Here is an 18,557-nt window from a genome sequence, read left to right on the forward strand (position 1 = left end):
CCGCTGCGAGCAGACGCGGATCTTAGTCAGTGTCAGGGGTTTTGCCCATCGCTCATCGGTTGGCCCTTAAAGTTGAGCTCAATCCCTTAGGTGGACATGGGTCAGGACCTCGCTGTCGATTCCGCTCCGATTGGCACTGCGACTGCTGGTCCCCATGCCGAACGTCTCTCCAAATTGGTGACGGCACAAAGGGCGACCGTGGACCGGGACACTGGTCTGGAGCTGTACCGGGACATGACCCTGGGCCGGCGCTTCGAGGACAAATGCGCCGAGATGTACTACCGGGGCAAGATGTTTGGCTTCGTGCACCTCTACAACGGTCAGGAAGCGGTCAGCACCGGTGTGATCGGCGCGATGAAGCGGCAGCACGACTGGTTCTGCAGCACTTACCGCGACCACGTGCATGCCTTGAGTGCCGGCGTGCCGGCCCGCGAAGTCATGAGCGAACTCTTCGGCAAGGAGACCGGTTGCAGCAAAGGTCGTGGCGGCTCAATGCACCTGTTCTCCAAGGAGCATCACCTTCTTGGAGGCTTTGCCTTCATCGCCGAGGGCATTCCCGTGGCACTGGGATCTGCCTTCACCAGCCGCTACAAGCGCGACGCCCTCGGTGATGCCTCCAGCAACGCCGTGACAGCAGCGTTCTTTGGCGATGGAACCTGCAACAACGGTCAGTTCTTCGAGTGCATGAACATGGCGCAGCTGTGGAAGCTGCCGATCATCTTCGTAGTCGAAAACAACAAGTGGGCCATTGGTATGGCCCACGACCGGGCCACCAGTGACCCGGAGATCTGGCGCAAGGCCAGTTCCTTCGGCATGGCCGGAGAAGAAGTGGACGGCATGGACGTTCTGGCGGTTCGGGCAGCGGCCCAACGCGCTGTGGAGCGGGCCAGGGCGGGTGAAGGTCCGACCTTGCTGGAGTGCCTCACCTATCGCTTCCGGGGGCATTCTCTGGCTGACCCGGACGAACTCCGGGCGGAGGAAGAAAAGCAGTTTTGGGCCAAACGTGATCCCCTCAAAGCCCTCGAGCGGGACCTGACAGAAGCGGGTCTGGTGAACAGCGAAGAGCTGCGCGCCATCGAAAAGGACATCGACGGCATTGTTCAGGACTGCGTTGACTTCGCCCTCTCCGCACCGGAACCAGACCCCGCAGAACTCACGCGCTACATCTGGGCAGAAGACTGATTCAGCCGAACTGGATCAGTTGAAACCAATGTCTCCCGAGGCGGCTCAGATGCCGCTCGGAAGACGGCGGGTGAGGTTGCGCAACTTGCGCAGCGCCTTCAGTTCAACCTGACGCACCCGCTCGCGGGACACCTCCATCAAGCGTCCGATTTCAGCCAGCGTGTGGCGCTCGTTGCCCTCAAGCCCGAACCGCATGCGCAGCACGTGTTGCTCCTGTTCGCTGAGGTGACTCAACCAGCGGCCCAGCTGCTCGTGATGAATCCGCTGTTCCACGATCTCGAGGGGTTCATCAAGGGATGAATCAGCGATCAGATCCCCAAGGAAGCTGCGCCCCTCCTCACCATTGACGGGAGCATCCAGGCTGCTGGTGGTGAGCGCCTGGCGCAGCAGCGAATCCAGCTCATCCAAAGGGATATCCATGGCTTCGGCGATCTCCACACGGCTGGGCATGGCGCCGAGCTTGTGGGCCAGATCAAGACTGACCTTGCGGATCGTGGTGAGCCGTTCACTGAGATGAACGGGAAGCCGGATCGTGCGCGATTGGCAGGCAATGGCGCGGGTCATGCTCTGGCGGATCCACCAGAAGGCATAGGTGGAGAACTTGTACCCCCGGGTGGGATCGAACTTCTCGACAGCACGCTCCAGGCCAAGGGAGCCCTCCTGAATTAGATCAAGCAATTCCAGACCTTTGCCTTGATATTTCTTGGCAACGCTGACCACAAGACGAAGGTTGGCCTTCATCATCCGCTCTTTGGCGCGTCGACCGATTCTCAGAAGACGGCGCTGCGCCGTGGTGAGTTCTCCATCCTCGAACTCACGGGAACCGTCTTCGGTGAGGGACATCATGGCCTGCACCTGATTGCCCAGCTCGATTTCTTCGGCTGGGGTCAGCAGTGGAATCCTGCCGATGGTGGCGAGATACCAACTGACGGGGTCGCTGCTGCGCCGGCGTTGCGTCTCCAGCGGCTTGGAAGCTGTGGACACCTTGGGTGCTGCGGAAGTGAGTTGACTTTCCTACGAACAGAAAGAATGTCGAAGTGTTTTCAGCAACCCTTCAGATTCAGAACAGCAAACCGCAACATTTCAGATTTGCAAAAGATTTAAAAACCAAGAAAAGCTCTTTTGGGACCTGCCAGACGAAGCAATCAAAACGAATCATTTGTTCAGACTTCGTTGAACATCGTTGTTTGCTTTTTCTGACACCGCGCTGTATTGATTTTCAAACAATCCGCAATCGCAGAAGCATCACTGGAGCGAGCACGAGCGGCCGCCAAACCATGCAAAGCCGCAGCGGCAGTGAAGCTTTCCAGCCCAGGCTGCTGCTGTGACGCAACCGTCTGGGCGCCCCAACCGGTGGCAAAACCGGCCAGCAAGTCACCCAGGCCGGTGCGGGCCACCCGAGGGGTCGTGCCGGTCAACACCACGGCTGCACCCGATGGATCCGCCAGCACCGAATGCGCTCCCTTCAGCAAAATGCAGCAACCGCTGCAGCGGGCTGCAGAAATCGCCCTTTCCAGCGCGTTACCTGCTCCACAGTCTGGAAACAACCGCGCAAACTCGGCCGCATGGGGCGTGAGCCAGGTCGGCCCCCGCCGCTTCAACAACCAAGGCCACCCCTGCGGACTGGCCGCCAAACCGTTGATGCCATCGGCATCGAGCACCAGCAAACCAGCGACGCTGAGCATCTGCTCCGACCACTGGTTCCACCAATGGCTGGACTCCCCCAGACCGGGACCGACCAAAACCGCATCCAGCCGCTCTGGAATCACCCCGTCCTCCAGTTGCATCACCTCCGGCAACACCTGCCACAAGCTGGATTGCAAACGGAGCGGCACAACGGCCTGAACACAGCCGCAGCCACTGGCCATGGCCCCCCGCAGCGCCAGATGTGCTGCGCCGGGGTAGCGATCACTGCCCGCCACCACCAGGCAGCGACCCCGTTCGTACTTCATCGCTGTGGGGGGCAGCGGCGGTAACGGGGCCGAGCAGGCCTCTCTCACCGGCAGGCGGCGCGGCAAAACTAAAGCGGCATTGCCCATCACCGCAGGCGGCAAACCCAAATCGATCCGCACCAGCGCACCCACCCAGGGACGGGCCGGGTCCAGACACAACCCGCGCTTCAACCAGCCAACGCTGAGGGTGACCGAGGCACAGGCTGCCTGATCGCCCAGCATGGTTCCTTGGTCGGAACAAAGGCCCGAAGGCAGATCCAGGCTAATCAACGCCCCAGGCTGCAGCTGCTGCCGACGCCGGAACAAATCCGCCAAGAACTCAGGCAGCGGCCGACTCTGGCCGAGCCCGAACACTGCATCCAGCCACAGTGCGGCTCCATCTGGGTCGGGCTCGTCAGTCAGGCGCTGCAGACCAAGCCACTCGCCATGGCGCAGATGTTCAGCGGTGAGGGGCTTGCGAATCGGCAGGGGACACCACAACGACACCTCAACGCCAGCCAGGTGCAACTCCCGGGCCACCACGAGACCATCGCCACCGTTGTGACCGGGCCCCACCAGGACAACCACGCCACAGCGCAGCAGATCCCGGCGCGCTAGCAGCCAAGCCGCCATGGCCAGCCCCACCTTCTCCATCAAGGCCGCAACAGGCATGCCGCTGTCGAACAACCTCTGTTCCAAGGCGGCCATGGACGCGGCATCCACGAGCAGATGATCGGAATCAGCGGGAGGCCACACCAGTTGCAGGTTGCCGGGACCTCACTATGGAGAGAACTCCCTGCGCCGCCCATGGCCGTTGGATCCACCACAACCCGCGCTGGAGAGGGGGCTCTTGAGCGCCTCCGGCAATGGCCAGGGGAGCATCGCGTGGCCGTTGGTCTCTCTGGAGGCGTCGACAGTTCCCTGACGGCGGCACTGCTGGTGGAGGCGGGCTGGCAGGTGGAAGGCCTGACGCTCTGGCTGATGAGCGGGAAAGGGGCCTGTTGCGCCGAGGGGCTGGTGGATGCAGCCGGCATCTGTGAGCAGCTCGGCATTCCCCACCACGTGGTGGACACACGGGAGACGTTCCAACAGGAGATCGTGCAACGGCTGGTGGATGGTTATCGCGATGGGATCACGCCATTGCCCTGCTCCCAGTGCAATCGATCGGTGAAATTTGGACCGATGCTCGATTGGGCCCTGAAGGAGCGCAAGCTGCTCCGCATCGCCACCGGCCACTACGCCCGGATCCGCCATGACGGCGATCAAGGACGCCATCAGCTTTTGCGAGGCCTCGATACCCGTAAGGACCAGAGCTATTTCCTTTACGACCTGCCCCAGGAGGTTCTGGGGCGCATCGTTTTTCCCTTGGGGGAACTGACCAAACCCGACACAAGGCTCGAAGCCGCCCTACACGGTCTGCGCACTGCAGAAAAACCGGAGAGCCAGGATCTTTGCCTGGCCGACCACCACGGATCGATGCGGGCGTTCCTGGATGCCTATCTGCCCCCGCGGCAGGGGGAGATCGTGCTTTCGGACGGGACTGTTGTGGGCGAGCACGACGGCATCGAACATTTCACCATCGGTCAACGCAAAGGGCTCGGTGTGGCCTGGCGCGAACCCCTTCACGTCATCCGCCTTGACGCTGCGATGAATCGTGTGGTGGTCGCACCCCGGGCCGAAGCCGGCCGAGACAGCTGCGTGGTGGGCGCGGTGAACTGGGTCTCGATTGACCCGATCGAGGCGCCGCGAACCGTTGAAGTGCAAGTGCGCTACCGCAGTACGCCGGTGCATGCGCAGCTTTCACCCCTCCCACCCACCGATGCAGATCAGCAGCAGGAGCGGCCCCACCGCTGCCGCCTTAGCTTTGACGAGGAGCAGTTCTCAATCACGCCAGGCCAGGCGGCGGTGTTCTACGACGGTGACACCGTTCTGGGTGGGGGGCTGATCCAACGGGAATAGGGCGTGACGCGCTGGCGCACCTGAACGAGGGCCTCAGCGACGCCAGGGGCCTCAGGCGCAAGCAACCACTGCACCGACCCGTTGGCAGAAATCAGCGCCGTGGGGCCCGTGTTACCAACGCTCAGCAGATCCCGTCCTGTCTCGATAGCCCGTAACTGCGCGAGGGCCAGAAACTGCTTCTGCAGCTGCAGCGGATAGGGGTCGAGATTGGCGATGGCCAGGAGCCAGGTCGCGCCATCGGCAGCGGCCCGTGCCAGAGCCAGACCATCGGCGATCTCGTAGCAGATCGCCACGGCTGCAGGGGGTTCAACCACCGCCATCGTTCTCGGGGCCTGACCGGGCGTTAACCCACCCACCGCAGAAAGTCCTGCCGTGAGCCCGGCTGGCAGGGGTGGGATCCATTCCCCGATCGGCACCAGACGGTGCTTGTCAGCCAAGGGGACAGGAAAGCGGGCCGGCGGCTCGTACAGCAACAAAGAACTGCGTTGCTGACCCCGGACCCAGCGGAATCCGCCACTGATCAGAGGAATGGCTGGAGCCTCGACCGGCAGCTGAAAACGAGCCGGCAGCGCTCCTTCCGGAGCCACCACAGCAGCCGGATTGCCGGACTCCAGCTGACGCATCGCATCCAATAAAGCTTGTGGAAGCTCCTGTTGACGATCGAGATCGAATTTTTCTCGGGTGGGAACAGCGGGTTGCCAGACCCCCAGAGCAACGGAACCGACCGGAGACGGCGGTGCCCACAACAGCCAGCTGCCCAAGCAATGGGCCAGAAGCACACTGGCCAATCCGATTAGGCCCCAGCGACGCCAGGAAGCGGGTTGCTCGAACAGCGCCAGCAGACAACAGCCCCAGGACAACTGCAGCCACGTCAGCCCTCCAGAGCCGAACCAGCGGGCCAGTCCCGCCAAGGGGCGGTCCCAGGGCAGGGTGGTGCTACCGACGCCGATCCAGAACAACGGCGACCCCGACAGCACCAGTTCAGCCAGGGCCCAGAGCCCGGCCAACAGCATTAGCCGCACTGGACGCGGCCAACGGCGCGGGAGCCGCCGCGCCAGCACAGACCATCCAGCCAGGAGCAGAGCGGCAAGGCTTCCGCAGGCCAACCAGAGGGCCAGTGCCACCGGCAGGCTGAGCCAGGCGGGGACGCCCATCCAGGTGAGCGGATGCAGGGCAAGCAACCATCGGTGGCTGATCAAAACGGCAAGTATTCCCCAGCCCGCCGACCAGCGCGGACGCTCAGCCACAGACCAGAGCAGTGCCAGGGCAGGGACCATCAGCAATGGTCCGCCGAGGGATGGAGCCACGCCGGCCAGAACGCCGCCCAACAGCGCCCGCGATCCGGCCTGAAGTTGGTGATTGCCCATGGTCAGCAGTCCCGGCCAAAGGCATCCTGGATCGGACCCGCCCAACTGTCGCCATGGATGCCGCGAATCCTCTTCAGCAACTGCTGCTCCGCGGCCTGGGCACAACCACCCTCGTAGCTGAGCGTCTGCGCGGCGTCACCCAGAACTGGGTGAGCAGTGGCCGGCTGGATCCGAATGAAGCGTCCGCATTGGTGGACGACGTGCTCAAGGCCCTGCGCGGGGAAACCCCCGAACTGGAACAGCAGATGGGGCGCAACCTGGAACGCAACCGCGACAACCTGCTCCAGGACTTCGGCGTTCCAAGCCAGAAGGAAGTGGATGAGCTGCGCGGCCGCATTGATCGCCTCGAGCAACAGCTGCGGCAAATGAACCGGCCTGAATGAACGCCGACGCCGCGGACCGGAGGTCAGAATCGGCGAAACAGAAGCCTTTCCGTGCGCGACATCATCATCAGCACAACGGTCTGTGTGGCCTGCCTGCTCCTGGCACTGGTCAGTCAGATCGTAGCCCCCTCCACCGTTTCCGCAGCCCCGGCGCAGCCTGCTGCCGTTCACAGCGAGGCTTCGAAACCCCAGAAGGCGTTGAGCTTCGAACTCGACCCTGACGACCCAAACCCGACTCTTTTCGCCATGGCGAACGATTCCGCTCCCGCCGACGCCTCAGCCCTCGGCGGCCCCCTCGATGCCCCTGACACCACCATCACCGCCAGTGGCCTGAAAATCATCGACCTGGAGGAGGGCAGCGGCGACGTGGCCACCCCCGGCCAAACGGTGGTGGTGCACTACCGCGGCACCCTTGAGGATGGGCAGCAGTTCGATGCCAGCTACGACCGGGGCACCCCCTTCAGCTTCCCCCTCGGATCTGGCCGGGTGATCAAGGGTTGGGATGAAGGCGTCGCCGGCATGAAAGTGGGCGGTAAACGCAAGCTGGTGATCCCTTCCGACCTCGCCTACGGAACCCGTGGCGCCGGTGGTGTGATTCCCCCTAACGCAACCTTGATCTTCGAGGTGGAACTGCTCGACGTGAAGAAGTAAGCGGAAGCTAGGCTCATCTCAAGCCAATTCCGCTCTGAACCGATGCTGCGCTCGGCCCTTTCCGCCATTGCATGTGCCCTCCCTGCCCCTGTGGCAGAAGCCCACTGCGACGGTCCTTGTGGCGTGTACGACCCGGCTTCCGCTCGCGTGGCAGCCGAAGCCGTGCTGTCCATGACCAAAAAGCTGAAGGCGATGGAAGCTCCCGCCGCTGGTGACGCTGCTGCCCTGGCCGCTTACAACAACACCTTCGGCCGCTACGTGGCCATCAAGGAAGAGGAAGCACAGAAGACCAAGAAAGAACTGTTGATCCTCTGGACCGACTACTTCAAGCCTGATCACCTGGCCACCTTTCCCGACCTGCACGACACCTTCTGGAAAGCAGCCAAACTCTGCAGCGCCTGCAAGGTGAACATCGATCAGGCCAAAGCTGAGGAACTGATGGCTGCCGTTGAAAAAATCCACGGCATGTTCTGGCAGTCCAAGGGCCGTTCCGACGCCTGGGTCACCGCATCCTGAGTTCGAACAGAACCAACCGCCCCATCGCAGCAGCAAGTCTTCGAGACCTGTTGCTGCTTTTTTGTGGGCGACGTCTGCTGCTGCGCATCGAAGGACGATCGATGCAACCCACCCTTGAACCCGGAGACCGGGTTCTGGTCAGACGGCTGGGACGGAAGCTCGCACCCAGCCTGGGATCCGTAGTCGTGACCTGGCATCCCCAGCGCAGCAAGCTGCGCCTGATAAAACGCCTCAGCCGATGGGACAGCACAGGGCTTTGGTTATTGGGAGACAACCCCACTGAAAGCACCGACAGCCGCCAACTCGGAGCGGTGCCAACCAACCTATTGATTGGTGAGGTGGTTGGCCGGCTCCCGCTCGGGGAATCAGAACAGAGCCGGTGAGGTCTTCTGCAGCCAGATGGCCCCAGTGATGATTGAGAGAGCACCCGTACCGCCCACGAGGAAGGGCATCAGCCGGGCACCGTTGCGGAGGGTGAGAAACGAGACCACCGACACAACGGCCACCATGGCGCCGGTGGACCCAAGCAAGTAAGCCACGAGGTAGCCCACAGCGGCATGTGGCGGCAGGGCCAAAGCAGGAATCACAGCCAGCAGGTGACTGGCCCCCGCCAGTCCATGCAGCAAGCCCAGGCCCGAGGAGACATGGACGTGGCGACGGTGGTTGCTGGCACCGCGCAGATGCAGGTGGAGATGACGATGCTCCGCGGCGCCGTCGTGGCGGTGCTCATGGGTGTGCAGTTCCAGCCCGAACGCCGTGCGTACGGCCAGGGCACCCACCACCAGCAGGGCCAAACCCACCAAAAATTCTGCCCAAGACGACATGGCCTCCACATGGGCCAGGTCTTTCAGACCAATGGCGATCAACGCCAGAACAACAACTCCGGTGGAGTGACCAGCACCCCAAGCCAGGGCGTGACGGAAGGCGGCCCATGGCTTGTTCAAGGAGAAGGGCGCCATCGCCACCAGGTGGTCAGCTCCACCAACCACATGAACGGCCCCGGCTGCAACACCGGTCAAAAGGCTAATCAGCACAAAGAACCGCCTGAATATCGCAATTCTGCATCAACAGTGAAAAAGGAACGGCCTCAACCGGGCTGGATCAACTGAACCAGACCAGCTCCAACATCCGGCTGGCGCATCAGGGCTTCCCCAACCAGCACAGCCCCGGCACCGGCGGCTTGTACACGATCGAGATCGGCCCGGCTGAACAGACCCGATTCACTCACCAGCAGCACCCCCTGTTGCTTCAACCGTTCGTTGAAGTCGACCAGCAGCCGTTCGGTCGTGGCCAGATCCGTCTCGAAGCTGGTGAGATCACGGTTGTTGATTCCGATCAGGGGGAAGCCACCAATGCTCAGCACACGGTCCATTTCGGTGGCGTCGTGAACCTCCACCAACACGGTGAGACCCAGAGCCGCCGCAGCCTTATTGAGATAACGAAGATCCTGATCCGAAAGGATGGCAGCAATCAGCAGCACCGCGTCAGCCCCTGCCGCCCTGGCCTGGAACAGCTGGTAGGGGCTCAGCACAAACTCCTTGCAGAGCAGAGGTAGGTCAACGGCCTGACGCACCTGCACTAGGACATCAAAGCCGCCCTGGAAGAAGGTCTTGTCGGTGAGCACCGAGAGGCAACTTGCACCGCCAGCGGCATAGGCCTTGGCGATCGCCACTGGGTCGAAATCCTCACGGATCACCCCTTTGCTGGGGCTCGCTTTTTTCACCTCAGCGATCACCGCAGGTTTCGTGGCGGCCGCCTGAAGAGCCCCCAGGAAATCCTTGGTGGTGGGAAGCTTGGCAATCTGCTGCTTCAGGTTGTCGAGGGGAACCTTGTCGCGGGCGGCATCGATCTCACGATCTTTTTCCCAGACGATCTTCTCGAGGATGTGACGCGGTTCCTCGTCGTCGTGAGGCACCGCGTATTCGAGATGGGCCACCCGCACCTTGGGGTTAGGGGGACGACGGCGGATCTCCATGGAAGAGGGAAAAGACTGGAACGAAAGAAACGGGACGGGATCAGGCGGCCAGCTGGGCGGCAGCTTGCTTATAGGCGACCTCCACCACCTCGCTGAGGGTCGGGTGGGTGTGCACTTCGGTGGCGAGCTGACGCACGCTCTGGCGCCGGGCAACGGCATTAGCCACCTCCTGGATCAGGTCGGCGGCATGCAGACCATAGATGTGGGCACCAAGCACTTCACCACTGGTTTTGTTGAACAGCAGCTTCATCAGGCCATCGCTGTCCAGCTCTGCCAGAGCTTTGGAATTGGCCTTGAAGTAGCTGCGAACGGAACCAAGCTGGAAGCCATCCTTCTCCGCCAAAGCTTTGGCATCCGCCTCGGTCAGGCCAACAGAGCTGATCTCAGGATGGGTGAAGGTGGCTGCCGGAATGCTGCGGTAATCGATCTCGCGCGCATGGCCAAGGATGTTGTCCACCGCAACGGTGCCTTGGGCAGCAGCCGTGTGGGCCAGCATCAGCTTGCCGGTCACATCGCCGACGGCCCAGAGATGGGGAACAGGTTGGCCGTTGACCAGAACGCGCATGGCGTCGTCAATCGGGACAAAGCCACGGTTCGTCTCCACATTGAGCGACTCCAGGTTGAGGCCCTTGCTGCTGGGAACTCGCCCTGTGGCCACCAGAACGGCATCCACCTCAAGGGTCTCCACCAATTCGCGGCTGTTGAAATCAGCCAGTTCGATCTGCACGGGACAGCCCGGGATGACCTTACGGGCCAGCAGACCGGAACGCGCATCGATATCGCGACCATCAATCAGATGACGCCCAGCGATCTTGGCGATGTCGGGATCAAAGGTGGGCATCACCTTATCCATGGCCTCGATCATCGTGACCTCGCAACCGAGGGCGGTGTACACATCAGCGAATTCAAGGCCGATGTAACCGCTGCCGATGATGGCGATCCAACGGGGCAGCCATTCCAGGTTGATGGCTTCGTCACTGGTGAACACCGTGCGGCCATCGGTTTCGATGCCTGGCGGCACAAAGGGATCAGAGCCCGTGGCGATGATCACGTCCTTGGCGGTCAGTACCCTATCCACCCCGCTGGGCTCCCGCAGCCCCACCTTCTGGCTGCCCTCTAGACGCCCGTGGCCTCGGAGGATCGTCACCCCTGCCCGTTCAAGGGTTTTGGTGAGGTTGGTGCGAATGGTCTGAACCAGCTGATTGGCGTGATCAGCGATCTTCTGCCGCTCGAACCGCACAGGAGCAGCATGAATTCCGAAGCTCGCGAGGTGCTTGTCGTCCGCCAGTTCCCGCACTTTTCCACTGGCGGCCAGTAGCGCCTTGGAGGGAACACAGCCCCTGTTCACACAGGTGCCACCCATATCGCGGGATTCAACGATCGCCGTCTTCAGGCCGTGTTCAGCGGCATGTTTAGCAGCGTCGAAGCCGCCGTAGCCGGCCCCAATAACAATGACGTCGAAGTCGAAGCTGGCGTCGCTCACCCGAACTGCTGCGATTTGGCGGTCATTGTCGCTCTTCGCCGCTCCAGAAGGAGAGGAACAGCGGCAGACGCCACATTCAGGGATTCCACCCGTGCGCTGTGGGGGAGCGTGACGGCATGGGTGCAACAGGCCTGGAGGTCTGGATGCAGACCTGCACCCTCGGTTCCCAGCACCAGCGCCGTCGGCAGCGTCCAGTCGAGATCCCAGTAGGGAGAGGGAGGATCAGCCTTGGTCGCATCGGGCACAAGGGTGGCCACCACTTGCACACCGAAGGACACCAGCTGCTTCAGTTCCTGCAGAAGCTGTGAAATCGCCATCGCTTCGCTCGGGCCAAAGCGTTGATGCGGCAGTTGAAGCAGAGCACCGGCAGAGGCCCGCAAGACTTTCGTGCCGAGGGGATCAACACCGGCTCCCATCCAGACCGCGTTGACGTCAGCCGCCAGGGCGGTGCGCAGCAATGTGCCCAGATTCCCAGGATCCTGAATCCGATCCAGAACAAGGAGAAAATCCAGCTCTGGAGGGACGGTGGGCAGTCGATCCAGGGGGCTCAGGCAGGCAACACCATCGGGTGTGACCGTTGTGAGCGCAGCCCGCAACACCTCATCGGTGACGATCCGCCATCGCGCCTGGGAACAAAGTTCAGCCATGGCCGAATGACCTTGCAACCAGGCTTCGGTCGCGATGATTTCCTCGGGCGCGTTGCCCTGACGGAGAACTTCCTGCAACAGGTGGGTGCCCTCAAGAAGCAACAGCCCCTCGGCCTCTCGCCCCGCACGGGTGGCCAGGGTTCGCAGCCGTTTGACCAGGGGATTGCGTCGGCTGCTGATCAGGGGAGAGGAGGAATCCAGAGAACGACTCAGAACGCTGCGTGTTTGCGCACATTCAGGCCTTTGTGAACGCTCAGATTTTCGCCATCCAACTCAAGGCCGTTGATGGCTGCGATCTCACCCTTGATTCCTTCCGCCGCGAGGTTTTCGACCATCTTTTTGATCACTTGATCCTCAACGGTGGTGTGATCGATGGAATCAGGAGTGAGCAGCTCAAGGAACTTGCCAACTTTGGAAGCAACAACTTCCGAGGCATTGGAGATCTTAAGAACGATCATGGTTGTCGAGAGCTGCTACCCGACAAAGCTAGTGCGGATGGGGAGACTTGAACTCCCACGATGTTGCCACCACTAGTACCTGAAACTAGCGCGTCTACCAATTCCGCCACATCCGCTGGCGTGTCGTGTTCGACTGGAAGAACATAGGGCATTGCCGATCTGTGGTTGCCCAGGGCCCCGCAACAAACTGTCCAGTTTGAATGCCGGCCGTCTAGACGGTCTCAAAGTCTGTTGTCAAAATCCGGACATAGGGGATCAGTGCATCATTGATGGCCGTTGCAGAAGCGTCTCAGGAGGGTCTCAAGCAACGCCTCAATGTCAGCGGTGGACACGCCTTGAAGGGAACGCTTCGCGTTAGCGGTGCGAAAAACTCTGCCCTGGTGCTGATGACAGCCAGCCTCCTCAGTGAGGAGACCATTGAGCTGACCAACATTCCCTCCCTCACAGACATTGATGGCATGAGCGCCATTCTTGAAGCTCTGGGTGTTCAAGTGAATAGGCAGTCGGACTGCATTCGCCTCACTGCCGCCAAGCTCAGTGGCTCGGCCCCTCCCTACGAACTGGTCAACAGCCTTCGCGCCAGTTTCTTCAGCATTGGTCCACTGCTCGGACGTCTGGGACACGCGCGGGTCCCTCTCCCTGGGGGGTGCCGCATCGGGGCACGTCCCGTCGTCGAACATATCCGCGGCCTGAAAACCCTCGGTGCCGTCGTCAACGTGGAGCACGGAATTGTCACGGCCTCAGTGCCCGGCAGCAAAAAACGCCTGACAGGCGCTCAGATCGTGCTCGACTGCCCCAGCGTTGGCGCCACCGAAACCATTCTGATGGCAGCGGTTCTGGCCGATGGGGTCTCCACCATCGAAAACGCTGCTCAGGAACCTGAAGTGCAGGACCTGGCCAACCTGCTCAACACCATGGGCGCCCAGGTCAGCGGCGCTGGCGGACCGGTGATCACCGTTAATGGAGTGGAGCGACTCCGTGGTTGCACCAACTATCCGGTGATCCCGGATCGCATCGAAGCCGGAACGTTCCTGATGGCGGCCGCCATCACGCGCTCACCATTGGTGGTGGAGCCCGTCATTCCCGAACATCTCAGCGCTGTGATCCAAAAGCTTCGCGATTGCGGCTGCTCCATCGAGATCAAGGGGAGGACAGTGACGATCACCCCCGGCGAGATCACGGCCGTGGACATCACCACCCAACCGTTTCCAGGGTTTCCGACCGATCTTCAGGCACCGTTCATGGCCGTGATGTGCACAGCGAAGGGCATCAGCGTGATCAGTGAAAAGATCTATGAAAACCGGCTGCAACATGTGGCAGAGCTGCAGCGCATGGGGGCATCTATTCGGCTCGAGGGCAGCACAGCCATCATTGAAGGCGTGGCTCAGCTGAGCGCGGCCCCCGTCACCGGCACCGACCTCCGTGCAGCCGCTGCCATGGTGCTGGCTGGCCTCTCCGCCAAAGGAATCACCGAAGTGGCTGGTCTGAAGCACCTTGATCGGGGCTACGACGACCTCGAAGCAAAGCTCAGCGCAGCCGGCGCTGAGGTGAAGCGCAACATCTTCTGAATAGGGGCCCTTCAATAAATACAATCCCTATGCGGGAGCCTGGCGGAATTGGTAGACGCAGCTGACTCAAAATCAGCCGGCCACTGGTCTTGGGGGTTCAAGTCCCCCGGCTCCCATCCCTCCGCCGTCATGAACACCTACGGCCGTTTCCCTTTGGCTCTGGCCAAGGGGAAGGGCTGCTGGGTCAAGGACACCCAAGGGCGGCGCTACCTGGATGCCGTTGCTGGCATTGCCACCTGCACCCTGGGCCACAGCGACAGAGCCATGCAGCGGGCTCTGCGCAAGCAGCTAGGACGGCTCCAGCACGTTTCCAACCTCTATCGGATTCCGGAACAGGAAGAGCTGGCCAGCTGGCTGGTGCGCAACAGCTGTGCCGACAGCGTCTTCTTCTGCAATTCCGGCGCCGAAGCCAATGAAGCCGCGATCAAGCTGGCGCGCAAACACGGCCATCAACGGCGCGGCATCGAACGGCCCGTGATCCTCACGGCAGCAGCAAGCTTCCATGGCCGCACGCTCGCGGCGGTCACCGCCACCGGTCAACCCAAGTACCACAAGGGTTTTGAGCCCATGGTGACCGGTTTTGATTATTTCCCTTACAACGATCTAAAGGCCCTCGAAGCCCTGATCAACCGCTACGAACAGGGCGGTCCCTCGATCGCGGCCGTTCTGGTTGAACCCCTGCAAGGAGAGGGTGGCGTCAACCCTGGAGACCGCGCTTTCTTCTCACGCCTGCGCGAGATCTGCACAGAGCGAAACATCCTGCTGATGCTTGATGAGGTGCAGGTGGGCATGGGGCGGAGTGGCCGCCTCTGGGGCTATGAGCAACTGGGCATCACCCCTGACGCCTTCACCCTGGCCAAGGGCCTGGGCGGTGGCCATGCCATTGGTGCCCTGCTGGTGAACGCGTCAGCTGATGTGTTTGAACCCGGCGATCATGCCAGCACATTCGGCGGAAATCCCTTCGCCTGCCGGGCGGGGTTGACGGTCGCCACCGAAATCGAACGACGTGATCTGCTGACCAACGTCACAGCCCGAGGCGAACAACTGCGCGACGGGCTCCAGGAGCTTGTGAACTGTTTCCCCGAGCACCTGCAAGGCGTGCGGGGCTGGGGCCTGCTGCAAGGCATCGTGATCCGGGAGGGCAGCAGTTGGAAAGCCCCCGCACTGGCGAAAGCTGCTATCGACAACGGTCTGCTCCTGGTGGCGGCAGGCCCCTCAGTGCTGCGCATGGTTCCCCCACTGACCATCAAGAAGCGCGAGGTGCGCGAACTGCTGCGCCGTCTAGCGGCAACCCTCTCCAGCCTCAGCTGAGTGGACGATCTGTCTGATCTGATCCCACGCTTCGACCTGCGAGGCATGGATCTGCAGTTGGATCGCATGCATGCGGCCCTGCACGAACTCGGCCATCCCTGTCGGACGATTCCCGCGATTCAAGTGCTGGGCACCAACGGGAAGGGATCCATCGCCAGCTTTCTGGAATCAGCCCTCTGTGCTGCCAGCCTCCGCTGCGGGGTCACCACTTCCCCTCACCTGGTGAGCTGGTGCGAACGCATCCGGGTCCAAGGGACCCCCATTGCGATTGAAACCCTGCGCAGCCGGTTGCAGGCGCTCCAGCCCCTGATCGAACGACATCGGCTCACCCCGTTTGAACTGCTTGTGACTGCAGCCCTGTTGGAGTTCCACCGGCAAGCCTGCGACCTGCTGGTGCTGGAAGTGGGGCTGGGGGGACGGCTTGATGCCACTACGGCCCATCCCTGCCGTCCTGTAGTGGCCGTCGCTAGCGTTGGGTTGGATCATTGCGAGCACCTGGGCCACAGCCTCACTGCCATCGCAACCGAAAAAGCGGCAGCGATCCCGCCTCAGGCCACCGTGATCAGTGGCGCCCAACCCACTGAAGTTCAGGACGTCCTGGAGACAACCTGCCGCACTCAGCAGGCCAAGCTCCACTGGGTGAAGCCCCTGAATTCAAGCTGGCAACTCGGCTTGCCTGGCGCCATTCAGCGAAGCAACGCCGCTGTAGCCCTCGGTGCCTTGCAAGCCCTCTCGGACTTGGGCTGGTCGTTGCCTGAGGCTGTGATTCAGCAGGGCTTCGCCACAGCTCACTGGCCCGGTCGCCTGCAAACGGTGCATTGGGGCCACCACAAGCTTCGCCTCGATGGAGCTCACAATCCACCGGCCGCAGTGCAGCTGGCGGAAGAACGCAGCCAGTGGAGCGATGCCTGCAACGGTGTCGTGTGGATTCTGGCGATCCAGGCCCATAAAGACGCTGTCGCCATGCTCCAGACGCTGCTGCAGCCCCAGGACCAGGCCTGGATCATTCCGGTGCCGAGCCACAGGAGCTGGAGCCGTTCGGCCCTCCTCCAGGAACTGCCCCAGCTCGAGCACCAGCTGCAGGAGGGCGACGGCCTCGAAAGCGTGCTGCACCAGCTCAGCAGCAATGGATGGCCGACACCGGTACCGATTGTTGCCGGATCGCTGTATCTGATCGGTGACCTGTTCGCTCGCGGCGTTGTAACGGCAGAGTGAGCAGAGCTTGAGCGTGGACTGTGCTGCGAATCTCCCGGTTGCTGGGCCTTCTCCTGCCCCTTCTGCTCATGGCGACGCCGGCCAAGGCCCTGGACACCTCAGCAGGGGTGGGACTGCAGGATCGTGCCCTGTTCCAGGAAAAGGTGGACTACACGCTCACCAACCAGAGCAACGGCGACTTCGAGGGGCAGAACCTGGCCAACACATCCTTCGCCGGAGCCGTGGGCCGCGGAGCGAATTTCCGTGGCGCCAACCTGCATGGCGCGATCCTCACCCAAGGTGCCTTCGCCGAAGCTGATTTCCAGGGAGCTGACCTCTCCGATGCCCTGATGGATCGCGCCGACTTCGTCGCCACCGATCTACGCAATGCCGTCCTCACCGGAATCATTGCGTCGGGCAGCAGCTTCAGCAACGCTCAGATCGAGGGGGCCGATTTCACTGATGCCCTGCTCGATCGTGATGATCAACGCCGGCTTTGCGGCGAGGCCGATGGGATCAACCCCAGCACTGGAGTTTCCACCTTCGACAGCTTGGGCTGCTGATCCTCAGGAGCGCTCCTCCCAACCCCGAAGCTTGCCGGGATTGAGCAGGCCCTCGGGATCAAAGCGCTGCTTGGCCGCCACCTGATCGGCATCGATGACGCCAAGGCCGCCGTCTTCCACCGTGATCACGTGGGGGTTGAACAACACGGCACCCGCGGCCCTGCAGTCGTCCATCAACCGGTTCAGCTGTTCTGCCCCCTGCCAACGCACAAGCGGCAGAGCCGCCAGCCGAGGACAGCCCTGCTGACGCACAAGCTCGAGATGCCAGAGCAGGGCATCACCCCAGCGCTGCTTCAATGCCGCCATCGCTGGGGCCTCCGGTTGCGGCAAAAGCATCTGCAGGTAAGTCCATCCCGGCTCTGAAGCCCGCACATGCAGGGTGGTGTGGTTCCAACTCAGCTCGCGCAAGCCATTGCCGCCTGAGAGATCCTCAGGGCCGAGATCCCGCAGGTTGGCGCCGGCTGACTGCGCCATCCGTTGCAGGCTGTTGAGCCCATCGGGGGCAACGAGCAACAGCAGCCGGTGCACAGAGACGACAGGGCCACCCCAGCCGGGCATCCGGGACAGCAGCGGCTGTTCCAGCAGGCTCGCCAAATGGAGATCCAAGGCCGAGGCAGCGATCCGTTGCATCAGCTCAATCGCCTGGTCCCAGTGCTCGCAGTCCACACTCACCTGGTGCCAGTTGACCGCTGGAGCTGTGGCGAGGCTGAGAGCCGTGATGATGCCGTTGGTGCCGTAGGCGTGATTCAAAGCCTCCGCATCCATCTCGGCGAGTTGATGGCGCCGGGCATCGGGGCGTAACGGCACAATCTCCAACCCGAGCAGATGACCTGGATCCCGCAGAAAGCCCCAGCGCAGGGAACCGATGCCCCCAGAGCCCCCTGCCACAAAGCCGCCAATCGTGGCGCTGCGCCAGGTGCTGGGCATCAAGCGCAGCTGGCGTCCATGGCGGCGCAACTCCTGATCCAGATCGCGCATCACACAACCCGGTTCCACGTTCACCACCCCGGTGATCGGATCAATCGAGCGGATCTGCCGCAGGGCCGTGGTGAGCATCACGACGCCGCCCTGCAGAGGCACACACTGTCCGTAGTTCCCTGTCCCGGAGCCGCGCAGGGTTAAGGGAACCTTGTGCTCGGCGCAGGCCGAAGCCAGCCGTTCAACGGCATCCACCGTGCGCGGACGAACAACCAACTCAGCACGGCAGGCCTCCAGCCGCGGCGTCAGGACGGGGGAGTACTCAAAGGCGTCCCGGGAATGACGCTGCAGCTCCCCTGGTTCCTCCAACAACTCCAGTTCAGGATCAACGCTGAGGGCTTGCAGCAGGGCAATCAAGGCATCGGCGCGACCCATGGCGTGGCGGAACACT

General features: G+C 62.2%; 19 protein-coding genes and 2 tRNA genes. 11 read left to right on the forward strand and 10 right to left on the reverse strand.

The annotated features are described in order from the left end of the window. Window positions 1–96: 96 nt before the first annotated feature. Window positions 97–1,182, forward strand: a complete 1,086-nt coding sequence (gene pdhA, locus Syncc8109_RS07415; protein WP_025362400.1) for a pyruvate dehydrogenase (acetyl-transferring) E1 component subunit alpha — start codon at window positions 97–99, stop codon at window positions 1,180–1,182. 45 nt (window positions 1,183–1,227) lie between these two features. On the opposite strand, the gene Syncc8109_RS07420 is transcribed toward pdhA, so the two are convergent. Both Syncc8109_RS07420 and Syncc8109_RS07425 read right to left on the reverse strand, forming a co-directional pair. Then, window positions 1,228–2,166, reverse strand: a complete 939-nt coding sequence (locus tag Syncc8109_RS07420) for an RpoD/SigA family RNA polymerase sigma factor (RefSeq protein ID WP_006850124.1) — start codon at window positions 2,164–2,166, stop codon at window positions 1,228–1,230. Window positions 2,167–2,345: 179 nt separating this feature from the next. After that, entirely contained in the window at window positions 2,346–3,869 is a 1,524-nt protein-coding gene (locus tag Syncc8109_RS07425) for a bifunctional ADP-dependent NAD(P)H-hydrate dehydratase/NAD(P)H-hydrate epimerase (RefSeq protein ID WP_006849715.1), read from the reverse strand. 51 nt (window positions 3,870–3,920) lie between these two features. Between Syncc8109_RS07425 and mnmA the strand changes: the two genes are divergently transcribed. Further along, window positions 3,921–5,072: a tRNA 2-thiouridine(34) synthase MnmA gene (gene mnmA / locus Syncc8109_RS07430; RefSeq protein WP_006851062.1), complete on the forward strand. Its 1,152-nt coding sequence runs from the start codon at window positions 3,921–3,923 to the stop codon at window positions 5,070–5,072. Here the strand turns inward: mnmA and Syncc8109_RS07435 are convergent. Further along, window positions 5,024–6,439: an apolipoprotein N-acyltransferase gene (locus Syncc8109_RS07435; RefSeq protein ID WP_025362402.1), complete on the reverse strand. Its 1,416-nt coding sequence runs from the start codon at window positions 6,437–6,439 to the stop codon at window positions 5,024–5,026. The two genes, mnmA and Syncc8109_RS07435, sit on opposite strands and share 49 nt — an antisense overlap. A 53-nt stretch (window positions 6,440–6,492) precedes the next feature. Between Syncc8109_RS07435 and Syncc8109_RS07440 the strand changes: the two genes are divergently transcribed. The 4 genes from Syncc8109_RS07440 to sodX are packed head-to-tail and all read left to right on the forward strand — an operon-like array spanning window position 6,493 to window position 8,372. Continuing rightward, window positions 6,493–6,822, forward strand: coding sequence for a phasin family protein (locus tag Syncc8109_RS07440; protein ID WP_006850663.1), 330 nt, complete (start codon window positions 6,493–6,495; stop codon window positions 6,820–6,822). 51 nt (window positions 6,823–6,873) lie between these two features. Beyond that, window positions 6,874–7,473: an FKBP-type peptidyl-prolyl cis-trans isomerase gene (locus Syncc8109_RS07445; protein ID WP_006849800.1), complete on the forward strand. Its 600-nt coding sequence runs from the start codon at window positions 6,874–6,876 to the stop codon at window positions 7,471–7,473. 42 nt (window positions 7,474–7,515) lie between these two features. Next, window positions 7,516–7,989 (forward strand): superoxide dismutase, Ni, encoded by a 474-nt coding sequence (sodN, locus tag Syncc8109_RS07450; protein ID WP_006851811.1) that lies wholly within the window; start codon window positions 7,516–7,518, stop codon window positions 7,987–7,989. A 50-nt stretch (window positions 7,990–8,039) separates the two neighbouring features. Next, a complete protein-coding gene (sodX, locus tag Syncc8109_RS07455; protein ID WP_006850243.1) occupies window positions 8,040–8,372 on the forward strand; it encodes a nickel-type superoxide dismutase maturation protease in 333 nt (110 codons plus the stop codon). Here sodX and Syncc8109_RS07460 read toward each other — a convergent pair. The 6 genes from Syncc8109_RS07460 to Syncc8109_RS07485 all read right to left on the reverse strand — a co-directional run bounded on the left by Syncc8109_RS07460 (window position 8,355) and on the right by Syncc8109_RS07485 (window position 12,668). Next, window positions 8,355–9,023 carry a hypothetical protein gene (locus tag Syncc8109_RS07460; RefSeq protein WP_006850901.1) on the reverse strand — a complete coding sequence of 223 codons (669 nt, stop codon included), beginning with the start codon at window positions 9,021–9,023 and terminating at the stop codon, window positions 8,355–8,357. The two genes, sodX and Syncc8109_RS07460, sit on opposite strands and share 18 nt — an antisense overlap. A 53-nt stretch (window positions 9,024–9,076) precedes the next feature. After that, window positions 9,077–9,964, reverse strand: a complete 888-nt coding sequence (gene trpC / locus Syncc8109_RS07465) for an indole-3-glycerol phosphate synthase TrpC (protein WP_006849756.1) — start codon at window positions 9,962–9,964, stop codon at window positions 9,077–9,079. Between the two features lie 40 nt (window positions 9,965–10,004). Further along, a complete protein-coding gene (lpdA, locus tag Syncc8109_RS07470; RefSeq protein ID WP_006852052.1) occupies window positions 10,005–11,447 on the reverse strand; it encodes a dihydrolipoyl dehydrogenase in 1,443 nt (480 codons plus the stop codon). Further along, window positions 11,444–12,277 (reverse strand): RNA methyltransferase, encoded by an 834-nt coding sequence (locus Syncc8109_RS07475; protein WP_025362403.1) that lies wholly within the window; start codon window positions 12,275–12,277, stop codon window positions 11,444–11,446. The genes lpdA and Syncc8109_RS07475 overlap by 4 nt, the downstream gene beginning before the upstream one ends. 26 nt (window positions 12,278–12,303) lie before the next feature. Then, complete coding sequence (locus tag Syncc8109_RS07480) at window positions 12,304–12,552, reverse strand: hypothetical protein (protein WP_025362404.1); 249 nt, start codon at window positions 12,550–12,552, stop codon at window positions 12,304–12,306. A gap of 32 nt (window positions 12,553–12,584) precedes the next feature. Continuing rightward, window positions 12,585–12,668, reverse strand: a tRNA-Leu gene (locus Syncc8109_RS07485). Window positions 12,669–12,821: 153 nt separating this feature from the next. Between Syncc8109_RS07485 and murA the strand changes: the two genes are divergently transcribed. The 5 genes from murA to Syncc8109_RS07510 all read left to right on the forward strand — a co-directional run bounded on the left by murA (window position 12,822) and on the right by Syncc8109_RS07510 (window position 17,188). Next, entirely contained in the window at window positions 12,822–14,120 is a 1,299-nt protein-coding gene (gene murA / locus Syncc8109_RS07490; RefSeq protein WP_006850142.1) for a UDP-N-acetylglucosamine 1-carboxyvinyltransferase, read from the forward strand. A 33-nt stretch (window positions 14,121–14,153) separates the two neighbouring features. Beyond that, window positions 14,154–14,236 (forward strand) — tRNA-Leu (locus Syncc8109_RS07495). 13 nt (window positions 14,237–14,249) lie between these two features. Beyond that, on the forward strand, window positions 14,250–15,431 hold the full coding sequence (locus Syncc8109_RS07500) for an aspartate aminotransferase family protein (RefSeq protein ID WP_006849741.1): 1,182 nt from the start codon (window positions 14,250–14,252) through the stop codon (window positions 15,429–15,431). Continuing rightward, window positions 15,432–16,646 (forward strand): folylpolyglutamate synthase/dihydrofolate synthase family protein, encoded by a 1,215-nt coding sequence (locus tag Syncc8109_RS07505; protein ID WP_006850517.1) that lies wholly within the window; start codon window positions 15,432–15,434, stop codon window positions 16,644–16,646. A 68-nt stretch (window positions 16,647–16,714) separates the two neighbouring features. Beyond that, window positions 16,715–17,188 (forward strand): pentapeptide repeat-containing protein, encoded by a 474-nt coding sequence (locus tag Syncc8109_RS07510; RefSeq protein ID WP_084213277.1) that lies wholly within the window; start codon window positions 16,715–16,717, stop codon window positions 17,186–17,188. Between the two features lie 3 nt (window positions 17,189–17,191). On the opposite strand, the gene Syncc8109_RS07515 is transcribed toward Syncc8109_RS07510, so the two are convergent. After that, window positions 17,192–18,541: an FAD-binding oxidoreductase gene (locus tag Syncc8109_RS07515; protein ID WP_025362407.1), complete on the reverse strand. Its 1,350-nt coding sequence runs from the start codon at window positions 18,539–18,541 to the stop codon at window positions 17,192–17,194. Window positions 18,542–18,557: the final 16 nt, after the last annotated feature.

Origin of the sequence: Synechococcus sp. WH 8109 (assembly GCF_000161795.2) — a bacterium.
GTDB lineage: Bacteria > Cyanobacteriota > Cyanobacteriia > PCC-6307 > Cyanobiaceae > Parasynechococcus.

Coding starts and splice junctions, on each gene's coding strand:
- Syncc8109_RS07500 (WP_006849741.1), top strand. CDS start 14,250: ATGAACACCTACGGCCGTTTCCCTTTGGCTCTGGCCAAGGGGAAGGGC.
- Syncc8109_RS07440 (WP_006850663.1), top strand. CDS start 6,493: ATGGATGCCGCGAATCCTCTTCAGCAACTGCTGCTCCGCGGCCTGGGC.
- pdhA (WP_025362400.1), top strand. CDS start 97: ATGGGTCAGGACCTCGCTGTCGATTCCGCTCCGATTGGCACTGCGACT.
- Syncc8109_RS07435 (WP_025362402.1), bottom strand. CDS start 6,439: ATGGGCAATCACCAACTTCAGGCCGGATCGCGGGCGCTGTTGGGCGGC.
- sodN (WP_006851811.1), top strand. CDS start 7,516: ATGCTGCGCTCGGCCCTTTCCGCCATTGCATGTGCCCTCCCTGCCCCT.
- murA (WP_006850142.1), top strand. CDS start 12,822: ATGGCCGTTGCAGAAGCGTCTCAGGAGGGTCTCAAGCAACGCCTCAAT.
- Syncc8109_RS07510 (WP_084213277.1), top strand. CDS start 16,715: ATGGCGACGCCGGCCAAGGCCCTGGACACCTCAGCAGGGGTGGGACTG.
- trpC (WP_006849756.1), bottom strand. CDS start 9,964: ATGGAGATCCGCCGTCGTCCCCCTAACCCCAAGGTGCGGGTGGCCCAT.
- mnmA (WP_006851062.1), top strand. CDS start 3,921: ATGGCCGTTGGATCCACCACAACCCGCGCTGGAGAGGGGGCTCTTGAG.
- Syncc8109_RS07480 (WP_025362404.1), bottom strand. CDS start 12,552: ATGATCGTTCTTAAGATCTCCAATGCCTCGGAAGTTGTTGCTTCCAAA.
- Syncc8109_RS07515 (WP_025362407.1), bottom strand. CDS start 18,541: ATGGGTCGCGCCGATGCCTTGATTGCCCTGCTGCAAGCCCTCAGCGTT.